Consider the following 18,348-nt stretch of genomic DNA (forward strand, 5'->3'; position numbering starts at 1 on the left):
CGGTCCGGTGAACGGCCACGCCGTCGGCAGGATGGGTTCATGGTCCGCCTTGACACCGATGCCACCGCCGATGCCCGGCCCGACGGTCGCGATGAGACGCGCGACGAGCGCGCCGACCGCAACTGGAGCGAAGTCCTCCAGGAGTTGCGGGTGCTGCAGACCGGCACGCAGATCCTCACCGGGTTCCTTCTCGCTCTGGCGTTCCAGCCGTCGTTCGCCGATCTGGGATCCGCGCAGCGACTCGGCTACCTGGTCCTCGTCGTCCTCTCCGCCCTCAGCGCCGTCGTGGCGCTGGCACCGGTCTCGGTGCATCGGCTCCTCTTCGCCCGTGGCGCCAAGCCGGTGATCGTCCGGTTCGGGCACGTCTGCATGATCGGAGCCCTCGTGCTGGTGTCCGCTCTGCTCGTCGGGGTCGTCGCCTTCGTGTTCGACGTCGTGGTCGGCGGTGCGGCATCCTGGATCTCGGGTGTCGCCCTCGCCGGCGTGATCCTGGCGCTGTGGCTGCTCGTCCCGCTCATCACGCGCCGTCGTTCGGAAAGGACTCCATGACCGTCGCTCCGCTCGGCCTCGCCGTCGCCCAGTTCGCCCCGTCCGCCGACGAGGCGGCCAATCTCGACGCCATCGCCGACCTCGTCTCACGTGCGCGCAACCGCGGGGCTGGGGTGGTCCTGTTCCCCGAGTACTCCAGTTACTTCGTGGACCCGTTCGACGCGTCCCTCGCGGCCCACGCCCAGAGCCTCGACGGTGCGTTCGTGAGCGCCCTCGCCGGACTGGCCCGCCAGCACGAGCTCCACATCGTCGCCGGTCTCGTCGAGCGCGCCTCGAGCGGTGATCGCGTCCGCAACACGGTCGTCGCGGTCGGTGCGGACGGCGTCGTCGCGCGCTACCGCAAGCTGCACCTCTACGACGCCTTCGGCCAGCGCGAGTCGGACTGGGTGGAGCCGGGCACGATCGAGGCGCCCGAGACGTTCGAGGTCGGCGGCATCCGTTTCGCCCTCATGACCTGCTACGACCTGAGATTCCCCGAGGTCGCCCGCACCCTCGCCGACACCGGTGCACAGGTCGTCCTCGTGGCTGCCGAGTGGGTGCGGGGGCCGCTGAAGGAAGATCACTGGCGCACGCTCCTGCAGGCACGTGCCATCGAGAACACGCTTTACGTCGCGGGCGCCGATCATCCGCCCCCGCTCGGCGTCGGTCACTCCCTCGTCATCGACCCGCTGGGGGTCCCGGTGGCGTCGATCGGAACCGCGACCGACGTGGCGGTGGCCTACATCGACGCCGGAGTCGTCGACCGGGTGCGACGAGTGAACCCCGCACTCAAGCTGCGGCGGTACACGGTCGCCCCCCGCGCCTGACGGTGCTTGGACGGTGCGCGGTCAGCCTGCGGAAGCCGCCAGGCGACGCGCGGCCTCGGCGATGACGTCCGTCCGCTTGCATGCCGCGAAACGGACGAGACTCGCGTATTCCGCGCGGTGGTCGTCCGACACGAAAGCCGTGAGCGGGATCGCGGCGACGCCGGCCCGCTCGGGGAGGGCACGGCAGAAGTCCGCCGCATCTTCGCCCGACTCGAGCGCAGGCCGGACGTCGGCGACCGTGAAGTACGACCCCGCCGGAGTGGAGACGTCGAAGCCGGCGGCGATCAGGCCGCTGCCGAGGAGATCGCGCCGTTCGCGTTGCGTCGCGGCGAGATCCTCGAAATAGACGTCGGGCAGTCCGAGCCCCACCGCGATTGCGGGCTGAAACGGAGCGCCGTTCACGTATGTCAGATACTGCTTCACCGCCAGGACGGCGTCGATCAGATCGGCCGGACCGCTGACCCAGCCCACTTTCCAGCCGGTCGTCCGGAACGTCTTGCCGCCGGACGAGATCGTCAGGGTGCGCTCGGCGGCGCCGGGCAGAGTGGCGATCGGGGTGTGCGTCCCCTCCATGATCAGGTGCTCGTACACCTCATCGGTGACGATCAGGGCGTCGTGAAGCTCGGCGAGGCGCAGGATCTCGCCGCGCACCTCGGCGGAGAAGACCGTGCCCGTCGGGTTGTGCGGGTCGTTCACGAGGATCACCCGCGTCCGGTCGCTCACCGCCGCCTGGAGATCCCCGAGGTCGGGCTCCAGGGCCGGCCACCGGAGCGGAACGGGGACGAGTCGCGCGCCGGCGAGAGCTATCGCTGCGGCGTACGAGTCGTAGTACGGCTCGAAGACGACGACCTCGTCGTCGGGGCCGTCGAGAAGGGCGAGAAGGGTCGCGGTCAGCGCCTCCGTGGCGCCGGCGGTGATCAGTATCTCCCGCTCAGGATCGAGGTCGATTCCGTAGAACCGGCGCTGGTGATCCGCGACGGCCTCGCGGAGGACCGGCATGCCGCGGCCCGGCGGGTACTGATTCATCCCTGTGCGGATGGCACGGATCGCGGCGTCCAGGACCTCGGCGGGTCCGTCCTCGTCAGGGAAGCCCTGACCGAGGTTGACGGCGTCATGGCGGACAGCCGCGGCGGTGATCTCGGCGAAGATCGTCGGGGCCAGCATTCCGTCGGGGGCGAGGAGGCCGGCGCCGCGGGCTGCGCGTTGCCAGGCACCGGGGATGTGCAGCACCGGCCCAGCGTACCGTCCGCTCGCGCCGACGACACCCGGTACGACCCCGGGCGTCATCCACTCCCATAGGCTGATCGGAGGGTCGGCATAGCTGGCCCACAGACTCCGGGAGCACTCTGAAGTCGCCTCGAAGAAGGAGCAGTCCCATGAGCGATTCGAACACCCCCGACCCGAACACGTCCGGCGCCTCTGTGCCGCCGCGTCCGCCGCTGCCCGACTCGGGTGCCACCGGTCACCCCGCTCCCGGCACGGCCGGCCAGCCGGAGACCGGCGCCCCGTACCCGGGGAACGGGTGGTTCGCCCACGCGCCGCAGACGACACAGCACCCCCAGACGTCCGGCCACCACGCCGCGGGCGCCGGCTTCGGTGCGCAGCCGACCGACACGCACGCCTCCCGCACCACTGAGGCGAAGGTCGGCTCCGGCAAGATCGTCGCTGTCCTCGTCGCCGCCGCCATCGTCGGCGCGGTCTCCGGGCTCGGCGGCGCGGCCATCGGCAACGACATGTTCGCCGCCGACGGCGGCTCCGTGGTGTCGCAGGGATCGACGACGGTCACCGTCAACGACCCCGACACGGTCAACCAGACCACCGGCATCGCAGCCAAGACCCTCCCGAGCGTCGTCACGATCAGTGCGACGTCCTCGAACGGCGGCGGCACCGGCTCCGGGGTGGTCCTCACCTCCGACGGCTACATCGTGACCAACACCCACGTGGTGACGCTGGACGGCGCGAGCTCCGACGTCGCATTGCGCGTGACCACCTCCGACGGGAAGGTCTACGACGCGAAGGTCGTCGGGACCGACCCGATCTACGACCTCGCGGTGATCAAGCTGACGGGCGCGAGCGGGCTCACGCCCATCACCTTCGCCGACTCGGGCAAACTCAATGTGGGCGACACGACGGTCGCCGTGGGCGCCCCCCTCGGCCTGGCGAACACCGTGACCACGGGTATCGTCAGCGCGCTGAACCGCTCCATCCAGATCGCCTCCTCCGCCGTGCCGGACTCGGGCGAGCAGCAGCAGGACCAGGGGCAGAACGGAGAGTCACCCTTCCAGTTCGACTTCGGCCAGGGCCAGCAGGGCGGCTCGGGGTCGTCGGGCACGATCTCCATCGCGGTCATCCAGACGGACGCCGCCATCAACCCGGGCAACTCCGGCGGCGCACTCGTCGATGACAAGGGCGACCTCATCGGCATCAACGTGGCGATCGCGACGGCCGGCGGCGGATCCTCCTCCTCGAGCGAGGCGGGATCGATCGGTGTGGGATTCTCCATCCCGTCGAACATCGTCAAGCGCGTCACGGACGAGATCATCGCGGACGGCTCCGCCACACACGGCCTGCTCGGCGCGATGGTCGGGAACGCCGCGGACGCGCAGGACAGTGACATCGCCGGCGCCCTCATCAGTGACGTCACCTCGGGAGGCGCCGCGGCCCAGGCTGGACTGAAGTCCGGCGATGTGGTCACCGAGTTCGACGGCGTCCCGGTGCGGGACGCGACCGACCTCACGGCGCAGGTGCGCGCATTGGCCGCCGGCGCGAAGGCGAGTCTCGTGTACGTCCGGGACGGCAAGACGCTGAGCGCCGACGTGACACTCGGCGAGCTCACCGAGTAGCAGCATCCGGAGCACGACCCCACCCCGCGATAGGCTCGCGGGGTGGGGTCGTTCTCTTTCGCGTCGGGCAATGCCGCCCAGGTGATGAGGCTCCCGCTGCACGTCCTGGGCGTCGTGGCCACCCGGGTGATCCCGCGCTCGCGCGATCTGTGGGTGTTCGGTTCCTCGATCGGGATCGGGGAGGGTGCCCTCGCGCTGTGGCAGGTTGCCAGCGCCGCGGGAGAACGCGCCGTCTGGCTGACCGGGACGGAGAAGGATGCCGACGCTGCGCGACGTGCCGGGATGCCCTCGGCGCCCAAGCGCGGACTTCGTGGCTTCTGGCTCACGGCGCGCGCCCGCGTCGTCGTCATCACCCACGGTTCCGGTGACGTGAACCGTTACGCCACGTCCGGGTCCTACCTGGTCCAGCTGTGGCACGGCATCCCGCTGAAGCGGCTGGGACTCGATTCCCCGGTCACGGCGCGCGCTCCGTTCCCCGTGCCGGGACTGAGCCGACTCCTGCAGATCGCCTACCGGCGCACGCAGCGGCGCATCCGCGTGCTCCCCGCCGCGTCGCACCTGGTCCGCGGCCGACTGGAATCGGCCTTCGGCCTCGGTCACGAGCAGGTCCTCGTCACGGGCGAGCCTCGCGTGGACGTGCTGTCGAGCGGTCGCGAGACGGCAGAGGCACGGGCCGATGTCGAGGGGCTCGTCGGCCCGCTCGACGGCGCGAGGATCGTGCTCTACGCGCCGACCTGGCGCGACGGGGAGACGGACCCGGCGGTTCCGTCCACCGCCGAATGGGACATGATCGGCGCGGCGCTGGAGCGTCTCGATGCCGTGCTGCTGGTGCGATCGCATCCGCTCGGCGCAGGGGAGTACCGCTCCGGGACGTCGAACCGACGCATCCGTCTTCTGGGGTCGGACCTGCTGGCCGACGTGACCCCCGCGCTTCCCGCCCTCGACGTGCTCATCACGGACTATTCGTCGCTGGCGTACGACAGCGCGCTCATTCCGCTGCCGGTCGTCTTCTTCGCACCCGACGAGGACCGCTACGCCGTGGAGCGCGGCTTCTACGGGCGATACCGCGACGTGGCCGGGGAAGACGTCGCGACGGACTGGGCAGGGGTCATGACGCAGGTCGCCACCGTCCTCACCGATGACGTCGAGCGCGCGCGCCGGCTTGCCCGCGCCGAGGCACTGAGCGCACGCGTGCACGCGTTCCGCGACGGATGCAACGCGGAGCGCGTCTACGGCGCCATCCGGCGTGGGCTTGCGACGACGACCCGGACGAGGAGGCAGCCGTGATCGAGGTATCCCTCCTCCCCGGCGGCCGACTGGCCCTCGACGGTACCGGCGCCGTCCCCGCCGGCGTGCGCGCGGTCGGCCCTCGAGCGTCGTCCGACGCGGTCGTCAGCCGTACGGATGCCGGGTGGCGCGCCGTGCTGCCGCTGCGGGTGTCGCGGTGGGGAGGAGCGGAGCGCGCCCTCCCGAGCGGAAACTACCGCCTGGAACTCGACCTCACAGGGTCGTCCGCGCCGGAACTCGCGCCAATGCGACGCACTCTAGGGGAGGACGTCGCCGTCGAGATCCGAGGTCGAGAGCTGATCGTGGGCCCGCCGCTGTCGGACGTGGACGGAACCGCCGCGGGTCAGGCTGCGCTCGAGCGCGCGTATGCGGAGGGCACCGGCGACCTCGAGAACGCGGTCTTCTTCGAGAGCTTCTACGGACGCAACGCGAGCTGCAACCCTCGCGCGATCGACGAGGAGATCGCGCGGGTCGCCCCGACCGTCACCCGCTACTGGAGCGTCGTCGACCGATCCGTAGAGGTGCCGACGGGTGGGGTGGCGGTCGTCGAGGGGTCACCGGAATGGTGGCGTGCGCGCGGCGCGGCGAGGCTGCTCGTCGTCAATGATTGGCTGCGTCGTCGTTTCGTCCGGCGACCGGGCCAGCACGTCCTGCAGACGTGGCACGGCACACCGCTCAAGCGGCTCGCACTGGACCGGCCGGGGTTCGACCCCCGTCGGGTTCTCGCCGTCCTCCGGGAGAGCCGGCGGTGGGACGTGCTGCTCGCGCAGAACCCCTATGCCGCCCGCATCCTGAGCGCGGCATACGCCTTCCGTCGCCGTCCCGTCTGGGTGGAGGGGTACCCGCGTAACGACGTCCTCCTCACCGGCGATCGAGCCGCGATCCGTCGCGGACTGGGTGTCGCCGAACAGGAGAGGGTGATCCTTTACGCCCCGACGTGGCGGGACGACAGGGATCAGATGGTCGACTTCCTCGACCTGCAGGCGTTGGCGCGGGATGCCGAGGCCACCGTCCTCGTCCGCGGACACTCCCGGACGCTCCTACCGGGCTCGGACGCGAGCGGTCATCGCGTCATCGACGTGACCGGGTACCCCGACATCTCGGCGCTCCTGCTCGCGGCGGACGCGCTCATCACCGACTACTCCTCGGTCATGTTCGACTTCACGGCCACCGGGAAGCCGGTCTACTTCTTCGTCCCGGATCTCGAGCACTACCGCGGTCGGCTGCGAGGGTTCTACTTCGACCTGGCCGAGCGTGCGCCGGGGCCCGTCGCCATGACGCAGGAGGATCTGACGGCGGCTCTCACAGACCCCGCTGTGCCGGAGCGGTTCGCGGACCGGTACGAGTCGTGGTCAGCCCGCTTCAATGCCCGCGACGACGGGCGCGCCGCCGAGCGTGTCGTCGCACGTCTGCTCGATCAGGGGATGATCGCGCGGGACTGAGACCGCACCGGTCAGGGGAGCGGAGTGTTGCGATCGAGCCGCGACGTGTCGATCGTGTCCTTCGCCCCCCGCACCAGACCGACGAGGAACCCGGCGCCCCACGCGAGGTGCATCGTGGGCAGGACGACCAGGAGCCAGCACCGCTCCCGCAGTGCTCGACCCGCGATGAGGCTGACGGCGACGATGCCGAGGACGTAGAGGGCGAGCGGAAGGTGGAACACGGACAGGACCGCCGAGAGTGCGCCTCCCACGATGCCCGCACCCTGCAGCACACCCACCACGACGCTCGCGACGACGGCGAGGACCAGCGCCGGCGGAGCGAAGAACCGCAGCGAGTTCGACCGCCCGAAGCGGCGCACGAGCTCGCCGCGCCACGTTCCGGTCGCGAGGAACTGCCGAGCCAGTCGCACCCAGCTCTCCCGCGGCCAATAGGTGACGGCGAGCTCCGGATCGAACCAGACGCGGTACCCCGCGCGCCGGATGCGGAGGTTCAGCTCCCAGTCCTCACCACGGCGGATGGTCTCGTCGAACAGCCCGACCTGCTGGAGTACCTCGCGCCGCATGACCCCGAGGTACGCGGATTCGGCGGGACCTTCCGGTGCGCCGACGTGGTACGCCCCCCCGCCGAGACCGATGGGGGAGTTGTAGGCGATCGCGACGGCGCGCTGGAACGGCGTGCGTCCGTCGGCACGCATCACCCCTCCGACGTTCGCGGCGCGGGCGCGTTCCAGGGTGGCGAGCGCACGACGGGTGTACCCCGGCGCGAGCTCGGAGTGGGCGTCGACGCGCACGATCGTGGGGTGGTGGGCAGCGCGGATCGCGAGGTTGAGGGCGACCGGGATGTCCGCACGCGGGTTGTCGACGAGTCGGATGCGGTCGTCCTCGTCCGCAAGTCGCCGGGCGAGCTCCGTGGTGCCGTCCGTCGACGGACCCAACGCGAGGATCAGCTCCGCAGGTCCGTCCACATCCTGCTGCAGGACGGTCTGCACGGCGCGCTCGAGGTAGTCCCGTTCGTTGAGCACGGGCATCACGAACGTGACACCCGATCCGGGCACGGGAACGGGCGCGTCGACTGTCACGGAGTGCCCGAGGATCGCGCGGCAGAGCCGTGGGACGCAGGCGCGCGGGGGACCAGGGTGTCGAACTGCGCGAGGACCTCGGAGGTGTAGGTCCCGACATCGAGGGATGCCGGGGCGACCCGACCCGCGAGGAAATCCGCCATGCCCGCGGCGAGGGCCGAGTCGTCGCGGTCGACGATGTGCATGTCGTCCCCGGGGAGGGCGCCGCGAGCCGAGCCGAAGGCGGTCGACACGATCGGCAGCCCGAGTTGAGCGGCCTCGATCAGCACCATCGGCTGGCCCTCGTAGTCGCTCGAGAGGACGAAGCAGTCGCAGCGCCGCATGACGGATGCCGGATCGCGCAGCGGTCCTGTCAGGATCACGCGACCGGTGAGGCCGGCGTCACGCACCTGCTGCTCCAGCTCCGTCCGGAGGGGGCCGCCACCGACGATGAGCAGCTGCGTGTCGGGGTCGGTGGCGGACAGCATCGCGAAGGCCCGGATCAGTCGGGCATGGTTCTTCTCGGTCGAGAGCCGCCCGACGGTGATGAATCGGCGGATGCCGGGCACAGCGAGCGCGGCGTCCAGCGTCTCGCCCAGCGCGGCGTCCTCCTCGGGCTCCTCGCCCTCCTCATCACGTTCGTCGAGCGCCGGCGTGGAGACGAGGTCGGGCAGGTTCCGGAGGGTGACGAAGCGGTCGCTCGGGGCGTACTCCGCCAGCTCGGCCCGGTTGAGGTCGGTGAGAGCGGGCGAGACCGAGACGAGCTGATCGTAGGCGCGGTACATCGCGAAGACGCGACCGAGCGAACGGCGGAAAGGCTGCTTGCCGTTCACGGTGCGATCGCGGTCGGCCGCCATTTCGTTGTGCAGCCAGATCGCCCGCACCGCGCGCGGTGAGTGCAGCATCAGGTGCGCCCAGAAGGGGCTGTATCCGCTGAAGTCGGCCACCCAGTCGAACTTGGCGGACCCGAAGATGCGCGTCCATTCGTCCCGCCACAGCGTTCGGTGCCCGAGCCGCCGGTGCGCACGGAGCGGGTCGGTGCTGACGTCGGCGACGCGACGCATGATCTGTCGAGCCTTCGATCCGTTCATCCCGCCGAGGCGGAAGACCTGCCGGATGCCGGGGTCCAGGCGGGACTGGTTGTGCTTCGTCGTCCCTCCTCGGGGGAACGCCATCAGCGCCGTGACGTCGTATCGCTCGGGGTCGAGGGAATTGAGGAGGTTCACGGCAGCGGTCGTGATCCCGTTCAGGCGCATCCCTCCGAGGTAGAAGAGCAGGCGAGGGCGCTCATCGCGCCGCACGGGGCGGACGCGGCGGTCGGCTGTGCGCCCGCGGAACACGATGTCGACGACCCGGGAGGTGGCCGAGCCGTCCTCGTAGGGTACGAAGCGACGGGCCCACTCCGCGTACCGCGGGTGCGCGTCGGCTCCCGTTGCCATCAGCGGTGCGAGGTCGCGTCCGAGCGCCTCGGCGGCGGTGTGCACGGGACCGGGGAGCTGGTCGAGCGGCATGTAGGTCCCCCGCTCGGCGCCGTAGGCGTCGCCGTCGGGGACGAGGAAGCCGATCGGGCGATCCGTCGCGAGGAAGTCGAAGAAGATCGACGAGTAGTCGGTGACCAGTGCATCCGCGAGGCCGAGGAGGACGTTCGTCGGAGTCGTGTTCGGTACCAGAAGGCGACGGAGCGCGGGGATGCCGCTCGCCGCGCGGTGCACCACCTGGTGCGTCTTCAGGAGCACGATCGAGTCATCGCCCAGGGCGCGCTGCAGTCCAGCGGCCTGATCGGCCAGGTGCGCGAGATCGGCGTCCGGAGCCTGGAAGGAACTCCCGCGCCAGGTGGGTGCGAACAGCACGATGCGCTTGCCGGTCAGGTCGACCCCGAGAGCCGCGCCGAGGTCGGCAATGCGCTGCCGACGATCGACGTCGGACATCCGCTGCCGATCGATGCGCGGATAGCCTTCCTCGATGATGGCGCCGCGGTACACGTTGCGCAGCTGATAGGCGTCCTCGTACATCGTCTCGGCCATGAACGGGTTGGCGGCGAGGAGATAGTCGGCGTTCAACAGGTTGCGGAGGGTGTTGGCGGATTCCCGCGCGCCCCCCGGCATGTCGAAGCCCATCAGCTTCAGCGGCGTGCCGTGCCACGTGTTCAGGTACACCTGTCCGACCCGCTTGCTGAACGCGGGAGGGAAGGTCGCGTTGTTGATGAGGTAGCCGGCGGTCGACACCGCGCGCCAATAGGCGCCGCTGCCGCGACGGACGATCACGACGCGCCGGTCCCCCTCGAACTCCGCACGGAGCGCGGCTGCGGCGTCCGCGTCACTGATCGCCCAGATGTGCGTGAGATCGGCGAACTCCGGGTCAGCGAGGAGGGCCCGGAAGATCGCCTCCGGATTGCAGAGCGCGCCGTTGCCTGCGAACGATTCGTACAGGACGGTCCGGGACTGGATGGGTCGCGACCGTGCCCAGGCGATCAGTTCGGAGGTCGGCACGCGCTTCGCGCGGGTGAGCAGCGATCGGACGGCGCGGGTGACGGCGGGCGGAAGGGGCGAACGCATGAGGGGTGCTGTGCTCTCGTCGACGGCAGGTCAGGGCGCGACTTCTCCGGCCCGGCGACGCGCTCGCGCCGCAACTGCTCGGTGAACGCGTCGCGCCGCCTTGTGCATTCTAGCTTCGACCGCCTCGTAGAACCCCCAGGCGACGAGCAGGCTGAGGGGTACACCGAGCGCGCCGACGAGGGCCCAGGCCTCGGAACCGAAGGCGAATGCGAGTGTGGCGAGCACGGGGACGTGGACGAGGTAGAGGCTGAAGGAGATCTTGCCGAGCCACTGGATCGGGCGCGTCTCGAACAGTCGGATGGCCGGCCCCCACGCGAGGGCGACGAGGACGATCCCGGCCGCGCCCGGCGCGGCGAAGGCCCACAGGAGATGGTTGAGGTCGGTCCCGCTGGGGAAGATCGGCCGGGCGAGCCAACTGCCGATCAGCATGAGGACGCTCACGACGGTGAACAGGGGCATGAACCACCGCGGCCTCGGGCGCTCGACCCAGGCGAGCAGGTCGGGCATACGCGCCGCCATGATGGTGCCGATGACGAAGACGGGGAAGTAGAGCAGCTCGCTCTGTTCGAAGAGGCGCCCGACGACGCTCAGCGCGCAGCAGACGATGACAGCCGTGAGGGCGTGTCGACGCACCAGGAGCGCGAGCGCGGTGGCCAGCGGTAGCACGATCGAGTAGAGCAACTCCCAGTGCAACGACCACAGGGGGTTGTTCAGGGGATACTGTCGCGGCACGAGCGACGCCTGAGAGAGGAACGACCCGACCGCGACGCTGTCTGCGTGGGTCTCCGCCATCCAGGACCCCTCCGGCATGCTCGAGCGGTCGCGCGGCACCAGCAGGATGAGGATCGCGCTGAGTGCGAGGGACGCGATGACCGGGCCGTAGAGACGGACGACGCGGGCCGAGAGGAACCCCATCCAGGAGAAGTTCTCACGGAAGACCGGGAGGACGACCACCAGTCCGGAGAGAACGAAGAAGACCAGCACAGCCTCGTTCCCCGCGGTCAACAGCTTCACCGGGGACTGGGAGATCACCGCCCAGCTGACCGTTCCTTCGAGGAGCGGTTCGGCGATCAGCAGCCAGTGGTGCAGGAGGACGACGAGCGCAGCGACCCCGCGGAGCCCGTCCAGGCTCTGGATCCGGCCGGACGGCTGCTGCGGGGGAGTCGTGACCACTCGTCAACGCTAGTCACTGTTCGCCGGCCGTCCACACCACTTGCGCGCCGCGGGCCCGGTGTGCAGACCCGCCCGGCTCAGGCGCCGACGCCGGCCGCGGCGAGGATCGCGGCGATCGAGGAGGCCACCGCGAGAAGGAGGGCGACACCGATGAGGACCGCGTGCACGATCAGGAACCTGGTGGGGCGACCCTGCGAGTCGCGGGCCCGGGCGTCGCGCGCGACACGACGGAAGAAGGTCGGCCAGACGAGCAGGTTGAACAGCGCGTTGATGATGAGGAGCGTGATGAGGAGCGCGAGCACGCGGCCACGCTACCGGTCGAGGTCGGGTTCGGCGCCGCGCGCCTTCCGGCGGACGCGCAATGACCGGCGCGGCTCGACCGTCGCCAGCTCGGCGGGGAAGCTGACCGGCGCCGGCCCGAAGGCGCGCCGGGAGCCCACGATGACTCGGCGTCCCAGGAGGTGATTGCCTCCGCCGCCGATGACAGCTCCGATTCCGAAGGGCAGGGCCCGTCCGAGGAGCGACGCGCTGCCCTGAGCGGCGAACCGTCGGAGGAACGCTCCTTTGAGACGGTCGATCAGCGGTCCGACCGCCGCACGTGGCAGAGAGGTCGTGATCATCTGCCCCCAATACGCGTCGCGGGTGGGGCCTGTGCCGCTGACCTGGCGGGCGAACTGGCTCACCAAGTCGACGCCCTCGCGCCCGACCATCATCGTCAGGACGAGTGCACGCGCCCGGTCGGGGTCGTTGACGCGGATGCCGTGAACCTCGGCGAGTGATTGAGCGAAGAGGGCCGTCGCCTCGAGGAAGCCAACGGTCTCAGCCCCGCTGAGCGCGAGTGTCACCCCGGTGCCGATGCCCGGGACAACGGCCGTGGCGCCGACAGCGGCTCCCCCCGTCGTGACGGCGGCGAGATAGCGACGCTCGAGGATGCGCGCGATCTCCGCCGGCCCTGCCTGCGGGTGTCGAGTGCGGATCGCGCGCAAGTGGGCGAGGACGGCCGGCCGCTGGACGGCGAGCACCCGGTCCAGCACGCGGATCATCCACGGATGCTCCGGGGAGCCTTCGGGAGGAAGACCGCCCACCCACGGCGCGTCATCGGGGAGTGAGTGTATGCGCGGCACATCGCTCATGGCGGATCTGACGACGCGGTCGGACGCGTCGTTCCCTGTCTCAGACGTAGAGGTTCGCCCGGTCGAGGTCCTCTGCGAAGTCGACTTCGACAGCGTAGAGGTCGGAGATGTCGAGCGGGCGCAGCTTCAGACCGTTGTCGGCGATCGCCAGCTCGAGGCCGCGCTCGAAGTAGTCCTGGTTGTCGACCTGCGTCAGCTGAGCGATCAGCGCGGGCTTGTCAGCGCGAGAGATGAAGTTGATGCCGACAGCCTCGCCGAGGCCGCCGACCACGGTCTTGGAGAGCTCGGCGATGTCGCCGTTCTGGTCGACCGTGTACTTGACCTCTTCGTCGCTCACCTTGGAGGTGTTGACGGTGACGAAGGACTGCTCGGCCTCGATCAAGGCGAGTGCGCGTCCGAGGACACGCGGATCGAAGACGACGTCACCGTTCATCCAGAGGACACCCGACTTGCCGGTGGCTTTGAGCGCGCGCAGAAGGCTCTTCGAGGTGTTGGTCTGGTCGTACCGGTCGTTGTACACGTAATCGACGTCGGGGAACGCTTCGACGATCGTCTCCGCGCGATAGCCGACGACCGTCGTGATGTGCGCCTTCGGGCCGAAGGCAGCGTGGATGTTGTCGTGCTGCTGACCCATGATGCTGCGACCGTCGCTCAGCGCGGTCAGCGGCTTGGGCAGACTCCGGCCGAGCCGCGAGCCCATACCGGCTGCGAGGATGACGATCTTGGTCACGTGGTGCTCCTGACGATGTGGTCACTGTCCGTACATCGGAAAGACACATCTTCGTGCCGTCTGAAATGCTATCGGTGTCACCTGAAAAGGGCCCGTATCCTGGCCTGCCGTTGTGCATTCGTGATAGTGCGACGTCGGGGATAACGCCTGAGGGTCGGCCAGTCCGGCTTGCTAGGTTTAAGGGGTGACGCCTCCCAAGACACGACCGCCCCGCAAGAAGGCTCCCGTGTCCGGCGCCGCCACTGCGGTTCCGTCGCCGCCTCCCGTTTCGACCGACGAGACGACGCCGCTTCCCCCCAAACCCGACGTGCCCGCGGCGGTTGCGGCGGCCCGCCTAGAAGAAGGCCTCCCGGTCGTCGAGCCTTCTTCGCACGCGCCGTCGTCCGATCCGGTCATCACCTCGGATGCCGCGGTCCCCGACGTCGAAGACCCAAGGGGCGATCCGGCCCTCGACGACAGAGACGCCGCTGTGGCGCCCGGGTCGGACCTCGACGTCGCGCCCCCGGCAGTCGACCCGGAACCCGCCCCGGACCCTGAGCCTGTGCCTGCCCCGCAGCCGGAGCCGGAGCCTGAGCCTGAGCCGGAGCCGGAGCCGGAGCCGGAGCCGGAGCCTGAGCCTGAGCCTGAGCCTGAGCCTGAGCCTGAGCCTGAGCCGGAGCCGGAGCCGGAGCCGGAGCTCGAGCCTGAGCCTGAGCCTGCCCCGGAGCCGGAGCCGGAGCCTGAGCCTGAGCCTGAGCCTGATGCAGATCTCCCGCCGGCTGAGGAGCCGGCGACAGCGGTCCTCGCCGTCGACGAGGTCGCGGATTCCGACGACGCTCCTGCGCCGGCGTTGCTTCTGACGCAGGTGTCGAAGTCGTTCGGTCGGACTCGAGCGGTCGACGCGGTGGATCTGGAGATCCCCGCGGGCACCTTCTACGGCTTGGTGGGGCCGAACGGTGCGGGCAAGACGACGACTCTGTCGATGATCGCCGGTCTGCTGCGACCGGACGCGGGGTCGATCGTGGTCGGCGGGGTCGACCTGCAGCGCAATCCCCGGGCCGCGAAGGCGCTCATGGGTGTCCTGCCGGATCGCCTGCGGACGTTCGATCGCCTGACCGGTCGGCAGCTTCTCCACTATTACGGCGTCCTGCGCGGTCTCCGCCCGGCCGTCGTCGCCGAGCGCACCGAGGACCTCGCCCGCGCCTTCGATCTGACGGCCGCACTCGTCCGGCCCGTGTCCGACTACTCCGCCGGCATGACGAAGAAGATCATGCTCGCCGGCGCGATGATCCACGCGCCTCGACTCCTCGTGCTGGACGAGCCCTTCGAAGCCGTCGACCCGGTCTCGAGCGAGGTCATCCTCGACATCCTGACGGCTTATGTCTCGCGAGGCGGCACCGTGATCCTGTCGAGTCACGGGATGGAGCTCGTCGAGCGCGTCTGCGACGGCGTCGCGGTCATCGTGGCCGGGCAGGTGCTCGCTCAGGGTTCCGTGGACGACGTGCGCGGCGATCACACCCTTGCGGAGCGCTTCGTCCAACTCTCCGGCGGTCTCAGCGACGTGGAAGGCCTGGAGTGGTTGCACACGTACTCCGACTGAGGTTGGCGCTGCTCGCGGGGTCGCTCAATGCGCGTCCGATGGTGCTCGTCCGTCGTCTTGCGGCCTTCGGCGTCCTCGCGGTCGCGGTGGCGGCGGTGTGTGTCGCGCTCGTCCGACTCGATCGTGTCCCGGATGCCGATGCGGCGACGCTCATCGTCGTGGGCGGCTCGCTCTTGGTGGGCGGCTTCCTCCTCGTCCCGCTCTTCACCGGTGCCGATGACCCCCTGGATCCGCGCCGATTCGTCGTGACGGGAGCGGATCCGCGCACGGTCGCGTGGTCGGTGATGGCGGCATCCCCTCTCGGACTTCCCGGGCTCGTCGTGATCGCCGTGGCCGTCGCGATGATCGTCGCGTGGACCGGTCACGGAGCGCCGGCGGCCCTCGCGGTCCTCGCCGCGCTCCTGCTGGTCGCCACGACGGCGCTTGCGGCTCGGTGCGCGATGGCGGTCTCCGCTGTCGCGCTCCGCGATCGCCGGTCGCCGCAGCTCACGGGGCTGATGGTGACGGCGGCGGCCATCGTCGTGATCCCGGTGGCGGTGTTCGCGTTCTCGCTCGAGTGGTCCGGCGGGCTGCCCTCGCAGCTCGCTGAGGCGGCTCAGGTGCTCGCCGTCACGCCGTTCGGGGCGGCGGCGGCGATCCCGCTTCGTTCCGGCGGCGCCCTGATCGTCTCGATCCTCGTCGCGCTCGCGACGATCATCGCTCTGGCCGCGACGTGGCGGCTGCTCGTCGGCGTCATGATGAGCGCCACGGAGCGAGAGGTGTCGATGCGCGAACGTCGCGGCCTCGGGTGGTTCGCGGTCATGCCGGGAACTCCGGGCGGCGCGGTCGCCGCACGCAGCATCGTCTACTGGTCGAGCGACCCGCGGCATCTCGCGAACGTGGTGATCGTCCCGATCGCCTCCGTCCTGATCGTGCTCCCGTTGCTGGTCGTCGGAGTACCGCTGCAGACGGTGGCGCTCATCCCGCCGCCGATCCTCGCGCTCTTCCTCGGCTGGCTGGTGCACAACGACGTCGCCTACGACTCGACGGGCGTCTGGCTGCACATCTCGGCCGGCGTCCGAGGTGTGGCCGACCGTGCCGGCCGGCTCGTGCCGGTGCTGCTCATGGGAGTGCCGTTGCTGGCACTCGCGGTGACGGCTGCGGTCTGGGTGCATGGACGATGGGCGGTCCTCCCCGCTCTCGTCGGTGTCTGTGTGTCGCTGTTCGCCACGGGGCTGGGGCTGAGCTCGATCGCATCGGTTGCGGCGCCGTACGCGGTGTCCCGTCCGGGGGAGGGGCCGTTCGAGCAACCCCAGCGCACGGGGGGTTCCGCCGCGCAAGCCGCGGTCCTGTTCGGCGCCATCGTCCTGTCGATGCCTGCTCTCTGGACGGCGTGGCTTGCCCTGGGCGGAGACGAACAGGCTGCCTGGACATCCTTCTGGAGCGGAATCGTCGTCGGAACCGTTGTCCTGGCAGCGGGAATCGTGATCGGCGGGGTGGTCTTCGAGCGTCGCACGAGCCGGATCATGGAGTTCGCAGAAACCCTCTGACGCCCCGCCGTGCCCGCCCGACCCGCAGTACACTCGGGGGAATGAGCACGCCGATCGACAGCCCGGATCAGGGCGGCCTCGCCACACTCGACCGCGAACTCGAGGAGCTGATCCGCGAGGAGTCCATCGAGCCGGGTGACCATGAGCGGTTCTCGCACTATGTGAAGAAGGACAAGATCCTCGAGTCGGCGATCACCGGGAAGCCGGTCCGCGCGCTGTGCGGCAAGAAGTGGACTCCGGGGCGGGACCCGGAGAAGTTTCCGGTGTGCCCCACGTGCAAGGAGATCTACGCCTCGCTGACCTCGTAGACCGTCGGCAGAGCCGGGTCGGCCCGGCTGAGAGCGAGGGCGGTCACCGGGAGCTCCTCCCGGACACGGAGGTGGTGCTCCCGCGCGGCGGTCACGCCCGACGGGCCCAGGGCGGCGGCATCCGCTGACCCCTCCCCGACGAGAAGGACCTGCAGAGGTCGGGCGTCCGGGTGCGCAGCGGGCGTGTCGAGGTCGTCGAAGCCGGCGGCGATCGCCACGAGCTCGCCGGTCGCGACGCCGTCGACGCGCGTGCGGAACGCCGCCTTGCGGCCCCCGACCGACGCCTTCGAGGTGGACGCCTTCGCGACGGAGACCCATCCGCCGTCCTGTCCCTGGCGGGCGACGAGCTTGTAGACCATCCCCGCCGTCGGCGTGCCCGACCCCGTGACGACCGACGTCCCGACGCCGTAGGCATCGACGGGGGATGCCGCCAGCGCGGCGATCGCGAATTCGTCGAGGTCGCTCGTCACGGTGATGCGAGTGCTCGTCGCACCGAGCTCGTCGAGCTGTTCGCGCACGGACGCGGCGACGGTGGGAAGGTCACCGGAATCCAGGCGCACGCCGCCGAGGCCGGTACCCGCGACACGGATCGCGGTCTCGACGCCCTGGCGGATGTCGTACGTGTCCACGAGGAGGGTCGTGTCGGTCCCGAGAGCCGCGATCTGGCTGCGGAAGGCGTCCTCTTCCGTGTCGTGAAGCAGGGTCCACGCGTGGGCGGCGGTGCCCATCGTCGGGATTCCCCACGTACGCCCCGCCTCGAGGTTGCTCGTCGCGGAGAAACCCGCGATGTAGGCGGCGCGGGCAGCGGCGACAGCGGACCGCTCGGCGGCGCGTCGCGAGCCCATCTCGGCCAGAGGACGGTCACCCGCGGCGATGCTCATGCGGGCTGCCGCGGTGGCGACGGCGGAATCGTGGTTGAGGATGCTCAGGGCGAGGGTCTCGAGGATGACCGCCTCGGCGAACGAGCCCTCCACCGTGAGGATGGGCGAGCCGGGGAAGTAGAGCTCGCCCTCGCGGTACCCGCTGATCGTCCCGCGGAATCGGTAGTCCTCGAGGTAGCGGACGGTCTCGGCGCTGACGATGCGGTTGTCCCGGAGGAAGGCCAGCTCCGCCTCGTCGAAGCGGAAGTCGGCGAGCTCGGAGAGCAGTCGCCCCGTTCCCGCGACCACTCCGAATCGGCGCCCGCCGGGCAGTCGACGACCGAACAGCTCGAACACACAGCGCCGGCTGGCGGTGCCGTCGCGGAGCGCGGCGTCCAGCATGGTGAGCTCGTAGCGATCGGTCAGCAGCGCCGTGGAGATGCCCATGCGGTCACTCTATCCACGCGCGAACGCGCCCCCGCGCGAGACTAGGCTG

Annotated in this window: 16 protein-coding genes; 8 read left to right on the top strand and 8 right to left on the bottom strand. The window is 70.2% G+C overall.

What is annotated here, in order from left to right; genetic code table 11:
* The first annotated feature begins 39 nt into the window (after positions 1–39).
* Positions 40–549, top strand: coding sequence for a DUF6328 family protein (locus AB0259_RS03740; RefSeq protein WP_366220567.1), 510 nt, complete (start codon positions 40–42; stop codon positions 547–549).
* Positions 546–1,355 (top strand): carbon-nitrogen hydrolase family protein, encoded by an 810-nt coding sequence (locus AB0259_RS03745; protein WP_366220566.1) that lies wholly within the window; start codon positions 546–548, stop codon positions 1,353–1,355. The genes AB0259_RS03740 and AB0259_RS03745 overlap by 4 nt, the downstream gene beginning before the upstream one ends.
* Positions 1,356–1,376: 21 nt before the next feature.
* Here AB0259_RS03745 and AB0259_RS03750 read toward each other — a convergent pair whose 3' ends face one another.
* Positions 1,377–2,585, bottom strand: a complete 1,209-nt coding sequence (locus AB0259_RS03750; protein WP_366220565.1) for an aminotransferase class I/II-fold pyridoxal phosphate-dependent enzyme — start codon at positions 2,583–2,585, stop codon at positions 1,377–1,379.
* A gap of 146 nt (positions 2,586–2,731) precedes the next feature.
* On the opposite strand from AB0259_RS03750, the gene AB0259_RS03755 reads away from it, so the two are divergent.
* From AB0259_RS03755 to AB0259_RS03765, 3 genes are read left to right on the top strand one after another with little or no spacing between them, the layout of a single operon-like run.
* The gene (locus AB0259_RS03755; RefSeq protein ID WP_366220564.1) at positions 2,732–4,198 is read left to right on the top strand and encodes a trypsin-like peptidase domain-containing protein; all 1,467 of its coding nucleotides are present in this window, start codon (positions 2,732–2,734) and stop codon (positions 4,196–4,198) included.
* 42 nt (positions 4,199–4,240) lie between these two features.
* Positions 4,241–5,485, top strand: coding sequence for a CDP-glycerol glycerophosphotransferase family protein (locus AB0259_RS03760; protein ID WP_366220562.1), 1,245 nt, complete (start codon positions 4,241–4,243; stop codon positions 5,483–5,485).
* On the top strand, positions 5,482–6,927 hold the full coding sequence (locus tag AB0259_RS03765) for a CDP-glycerol glycerophosphotransferase family protein (protein WP_366220560.1): 1,446 nt from the start codon (positions 5,482–5,484) through the stop codon (positions 6,925–6,927). The genes AB0259_RS03760 and AB0259_RS03765 overlap by 4 nt, the downstream gene beginning before the upstream one ends.
* Before the next feature lie 11 nt (positions 6,928–6,938).
* On the opposite strand, the gene AB0259_RS03770 is transcribed toward AB0259_RS03765, so the two are convergent.
* The 6 genes from AB0259_RS03770 to AB0259_RS03795 form a co-directional block, all read right to left on the bottom strand.
* Positions 6,939–8,006, bottom strand: coding sequence for a glycosyltransferase family 2 protein (locus AB0259_RS03770; protein ID WP_366220559.1), 1,068 nt, complete (start codon positions 8,004–8,006; stop codon positions 6,939–6,941).
* Positions 8,003–10,540 (bottom strand): glycosyltransferase, encoded by a 2,538-nt coding sequence (locus AB0259_RS03775; protein ID WP_366220557.1) that lies wholly within the window; start codon positions 10,538–10,540, stop codon positions 8,003–8,005. Before AB0259_RS03775 ends, AB0259_RS03770 begins: the two co-directional genes overlap by 4 nt.
* 30 nt (positions 10,541–10,570) lie before the next feature.
* On the bottom strand, positions 10,571–11,713 hold the full coding sequence (locus AB0259_RS03780) for an acyltransferase (protein ID WP_366220556.1): 1,143 nt from the start codon (positions 11,711–11,713) through the stop codon (positions 10,571–10,573).
* A 77-nt stretch (positions 11,714–11,790) separates the two neighbouring features.
* Positions 11,791–12,015 carry an SCO4848 family membrane protein gene (locus tag AB0259_RS03785; protein WP_251580358.1) on the bottom strand — a complete coding sequence of 75 codons (225 nt, stop codon included), beginning with the start codon at positions 12,013–12,015 and terminating at the stop codon, positions 11,791–11,793.
* A 9-nt stretch (positions 12,016–12,024) separates the two neighbouring features.
* Complete coding sequence (locus tag AB0259_RS03790) at positions 12,025–12,846, bottom strand: hypothetical protein (RefSeq protein ID WP_251580359.1); 822 nt, start codon at positions 12,844–12,846, stop codon at positions 12,025–12,027.
* A gap of 40 nt (positions 12,847–12,886) precedes the next feature.
* Complete coding sequence (locus AB0259_RS03795; protein WP_308222245.1) at positions 12,887–13,576, bottom strand: phosphocholine cytidylyltransferase family protein; 690 nt, start codon at positions 13,574–13,576, stop codon at positions 12,887–12,889.
* A 184-nt stretch (positions 13,577–13,760) separates the two neighbouring features.
* Between AB0259_RS03795 and AB0259_RS03800 the strand changes: the two genes are divergently transcribed.
* The 3 genes from AB0259_RS03800 to AB0259_RS03810 are packed head-to-tail and all read left to right on the top strand — an operon-like array spanning position 13,761 to position 16,992.
* Positions 13,761–15,155, top strand: a complete 1,395-nt coding sequence (locus tag AB0259_RS03800) for an ABC transporter ATP-binding protein (protein WP_366220554.1) — start codon at positions 13,761–13,763, stop codon at positions 15,153–15,155.
* Complete coding sequence (locus AB0259_RS03805) at positions 15,131–16,684, top strand: hypothetical protein (protein ID WP_366235769.1); 1,554 nt, start codon at positions 15,131–15,133, stop codon at positions 16,682–16,684. The genes AB0259_RS03800 and AB0259_RS03805 overlap by 25 nt, the downstream gene beginning before the upstream one ends.
* A 41-nt stretch (positions 16,685–16,725) precedes the next feature.
* Positions 16,726–16,992 carry a DUF3039 domain-containing protein gene (locus AB0259_RS03810; protein ID WP_064001855.1) on the top strand — a complete coding sequence of 89 codons (267 nt, stop codon included), beginning with the start codon at positions 16,726–16,728 and terminating at the stop codon, positions 16,990–16,992.
* On the opposite strand, the gene AB0259_RS03815 is transcribed toward AB0259_RS03810, so the two are convergent.
* Positions 16,971–18,299 carry a nicotinate phosphoribosyltransferase gene (locus tag AB0259_RS03815; RefSeq protein ID WP_366220549.1) on the bottom strand — a complete coding sequence of 443 codons (1,329 nt, stop codon included), beginning with the start codon at positions 18,297–18,299 and terminating at the stop codon, positions 16,971–16,973. The genes AB0259_RS03810 and AB0259_RS03815 overlap by 22 nt on opposite strands.
* Between the last annotated feature and the right edge of the window lie 49 nt (positions 18,300–18,348).

Source organism: Microbacterium sp. NPDC080005, assembly GCF_040702445.1.
Lineage (GTDB): Bacteria > Actinomycetota > Actinomycetes > Actinomycetales > Microbacteriaceae > Microbacterium > Microbacterium oleivorans_D.

Coding starts and splice junctions, on each gene's coding strand:
- AB0259_RS03790 (WP_251580359.1), bottom strand. CDS start 12,846: ATGAGCGATGTGCCGCGCATACACTCACTCCCCGATGACGCGCCGTGG.
- AB0259_RS03775 (WP_366220557.1), bottom strand. CDS start 10,540: ATGCGTTCGCCCCTTCCGCCCGCCGTCACCCGCGCCGTCCGATCGCTG.
- AB0259_RS03810 (WP_064001855.1), top strand. CDS start 16,726: ATGAGCACGCCGATCGACAGCCCGGATCAGGGCGGCCTCGCCACACTC.
- AB0259_RS03755 (WP_366220564.1), top strand. CDS start 2,732: ATGAGCGATTCGAACACCCCCGACCCGAACACGTCCGGCGCCTCTGTG.
- AB0259_RS03745 (WP_366220566.1), top strand. CDS start 546: ATGACCGTCGCTCCGCTCGGCCTCGCCGTCGCCCAGTTCGCCCCGTCC.
- AB0259_RS03815 (WP_366220549.1), bottom strand. CDS start 18,299: ATGGGCATCTCCACGGCGCTGCTGACCGATCGCTACGAGCTCACCATG.
- AB0259_RS03740 (WP_366220567.1), top strand. CDS start 40: ATGGTCCGCCTTGACACCGATGCCACCGCCGATGCCCGGCCCGACGGT.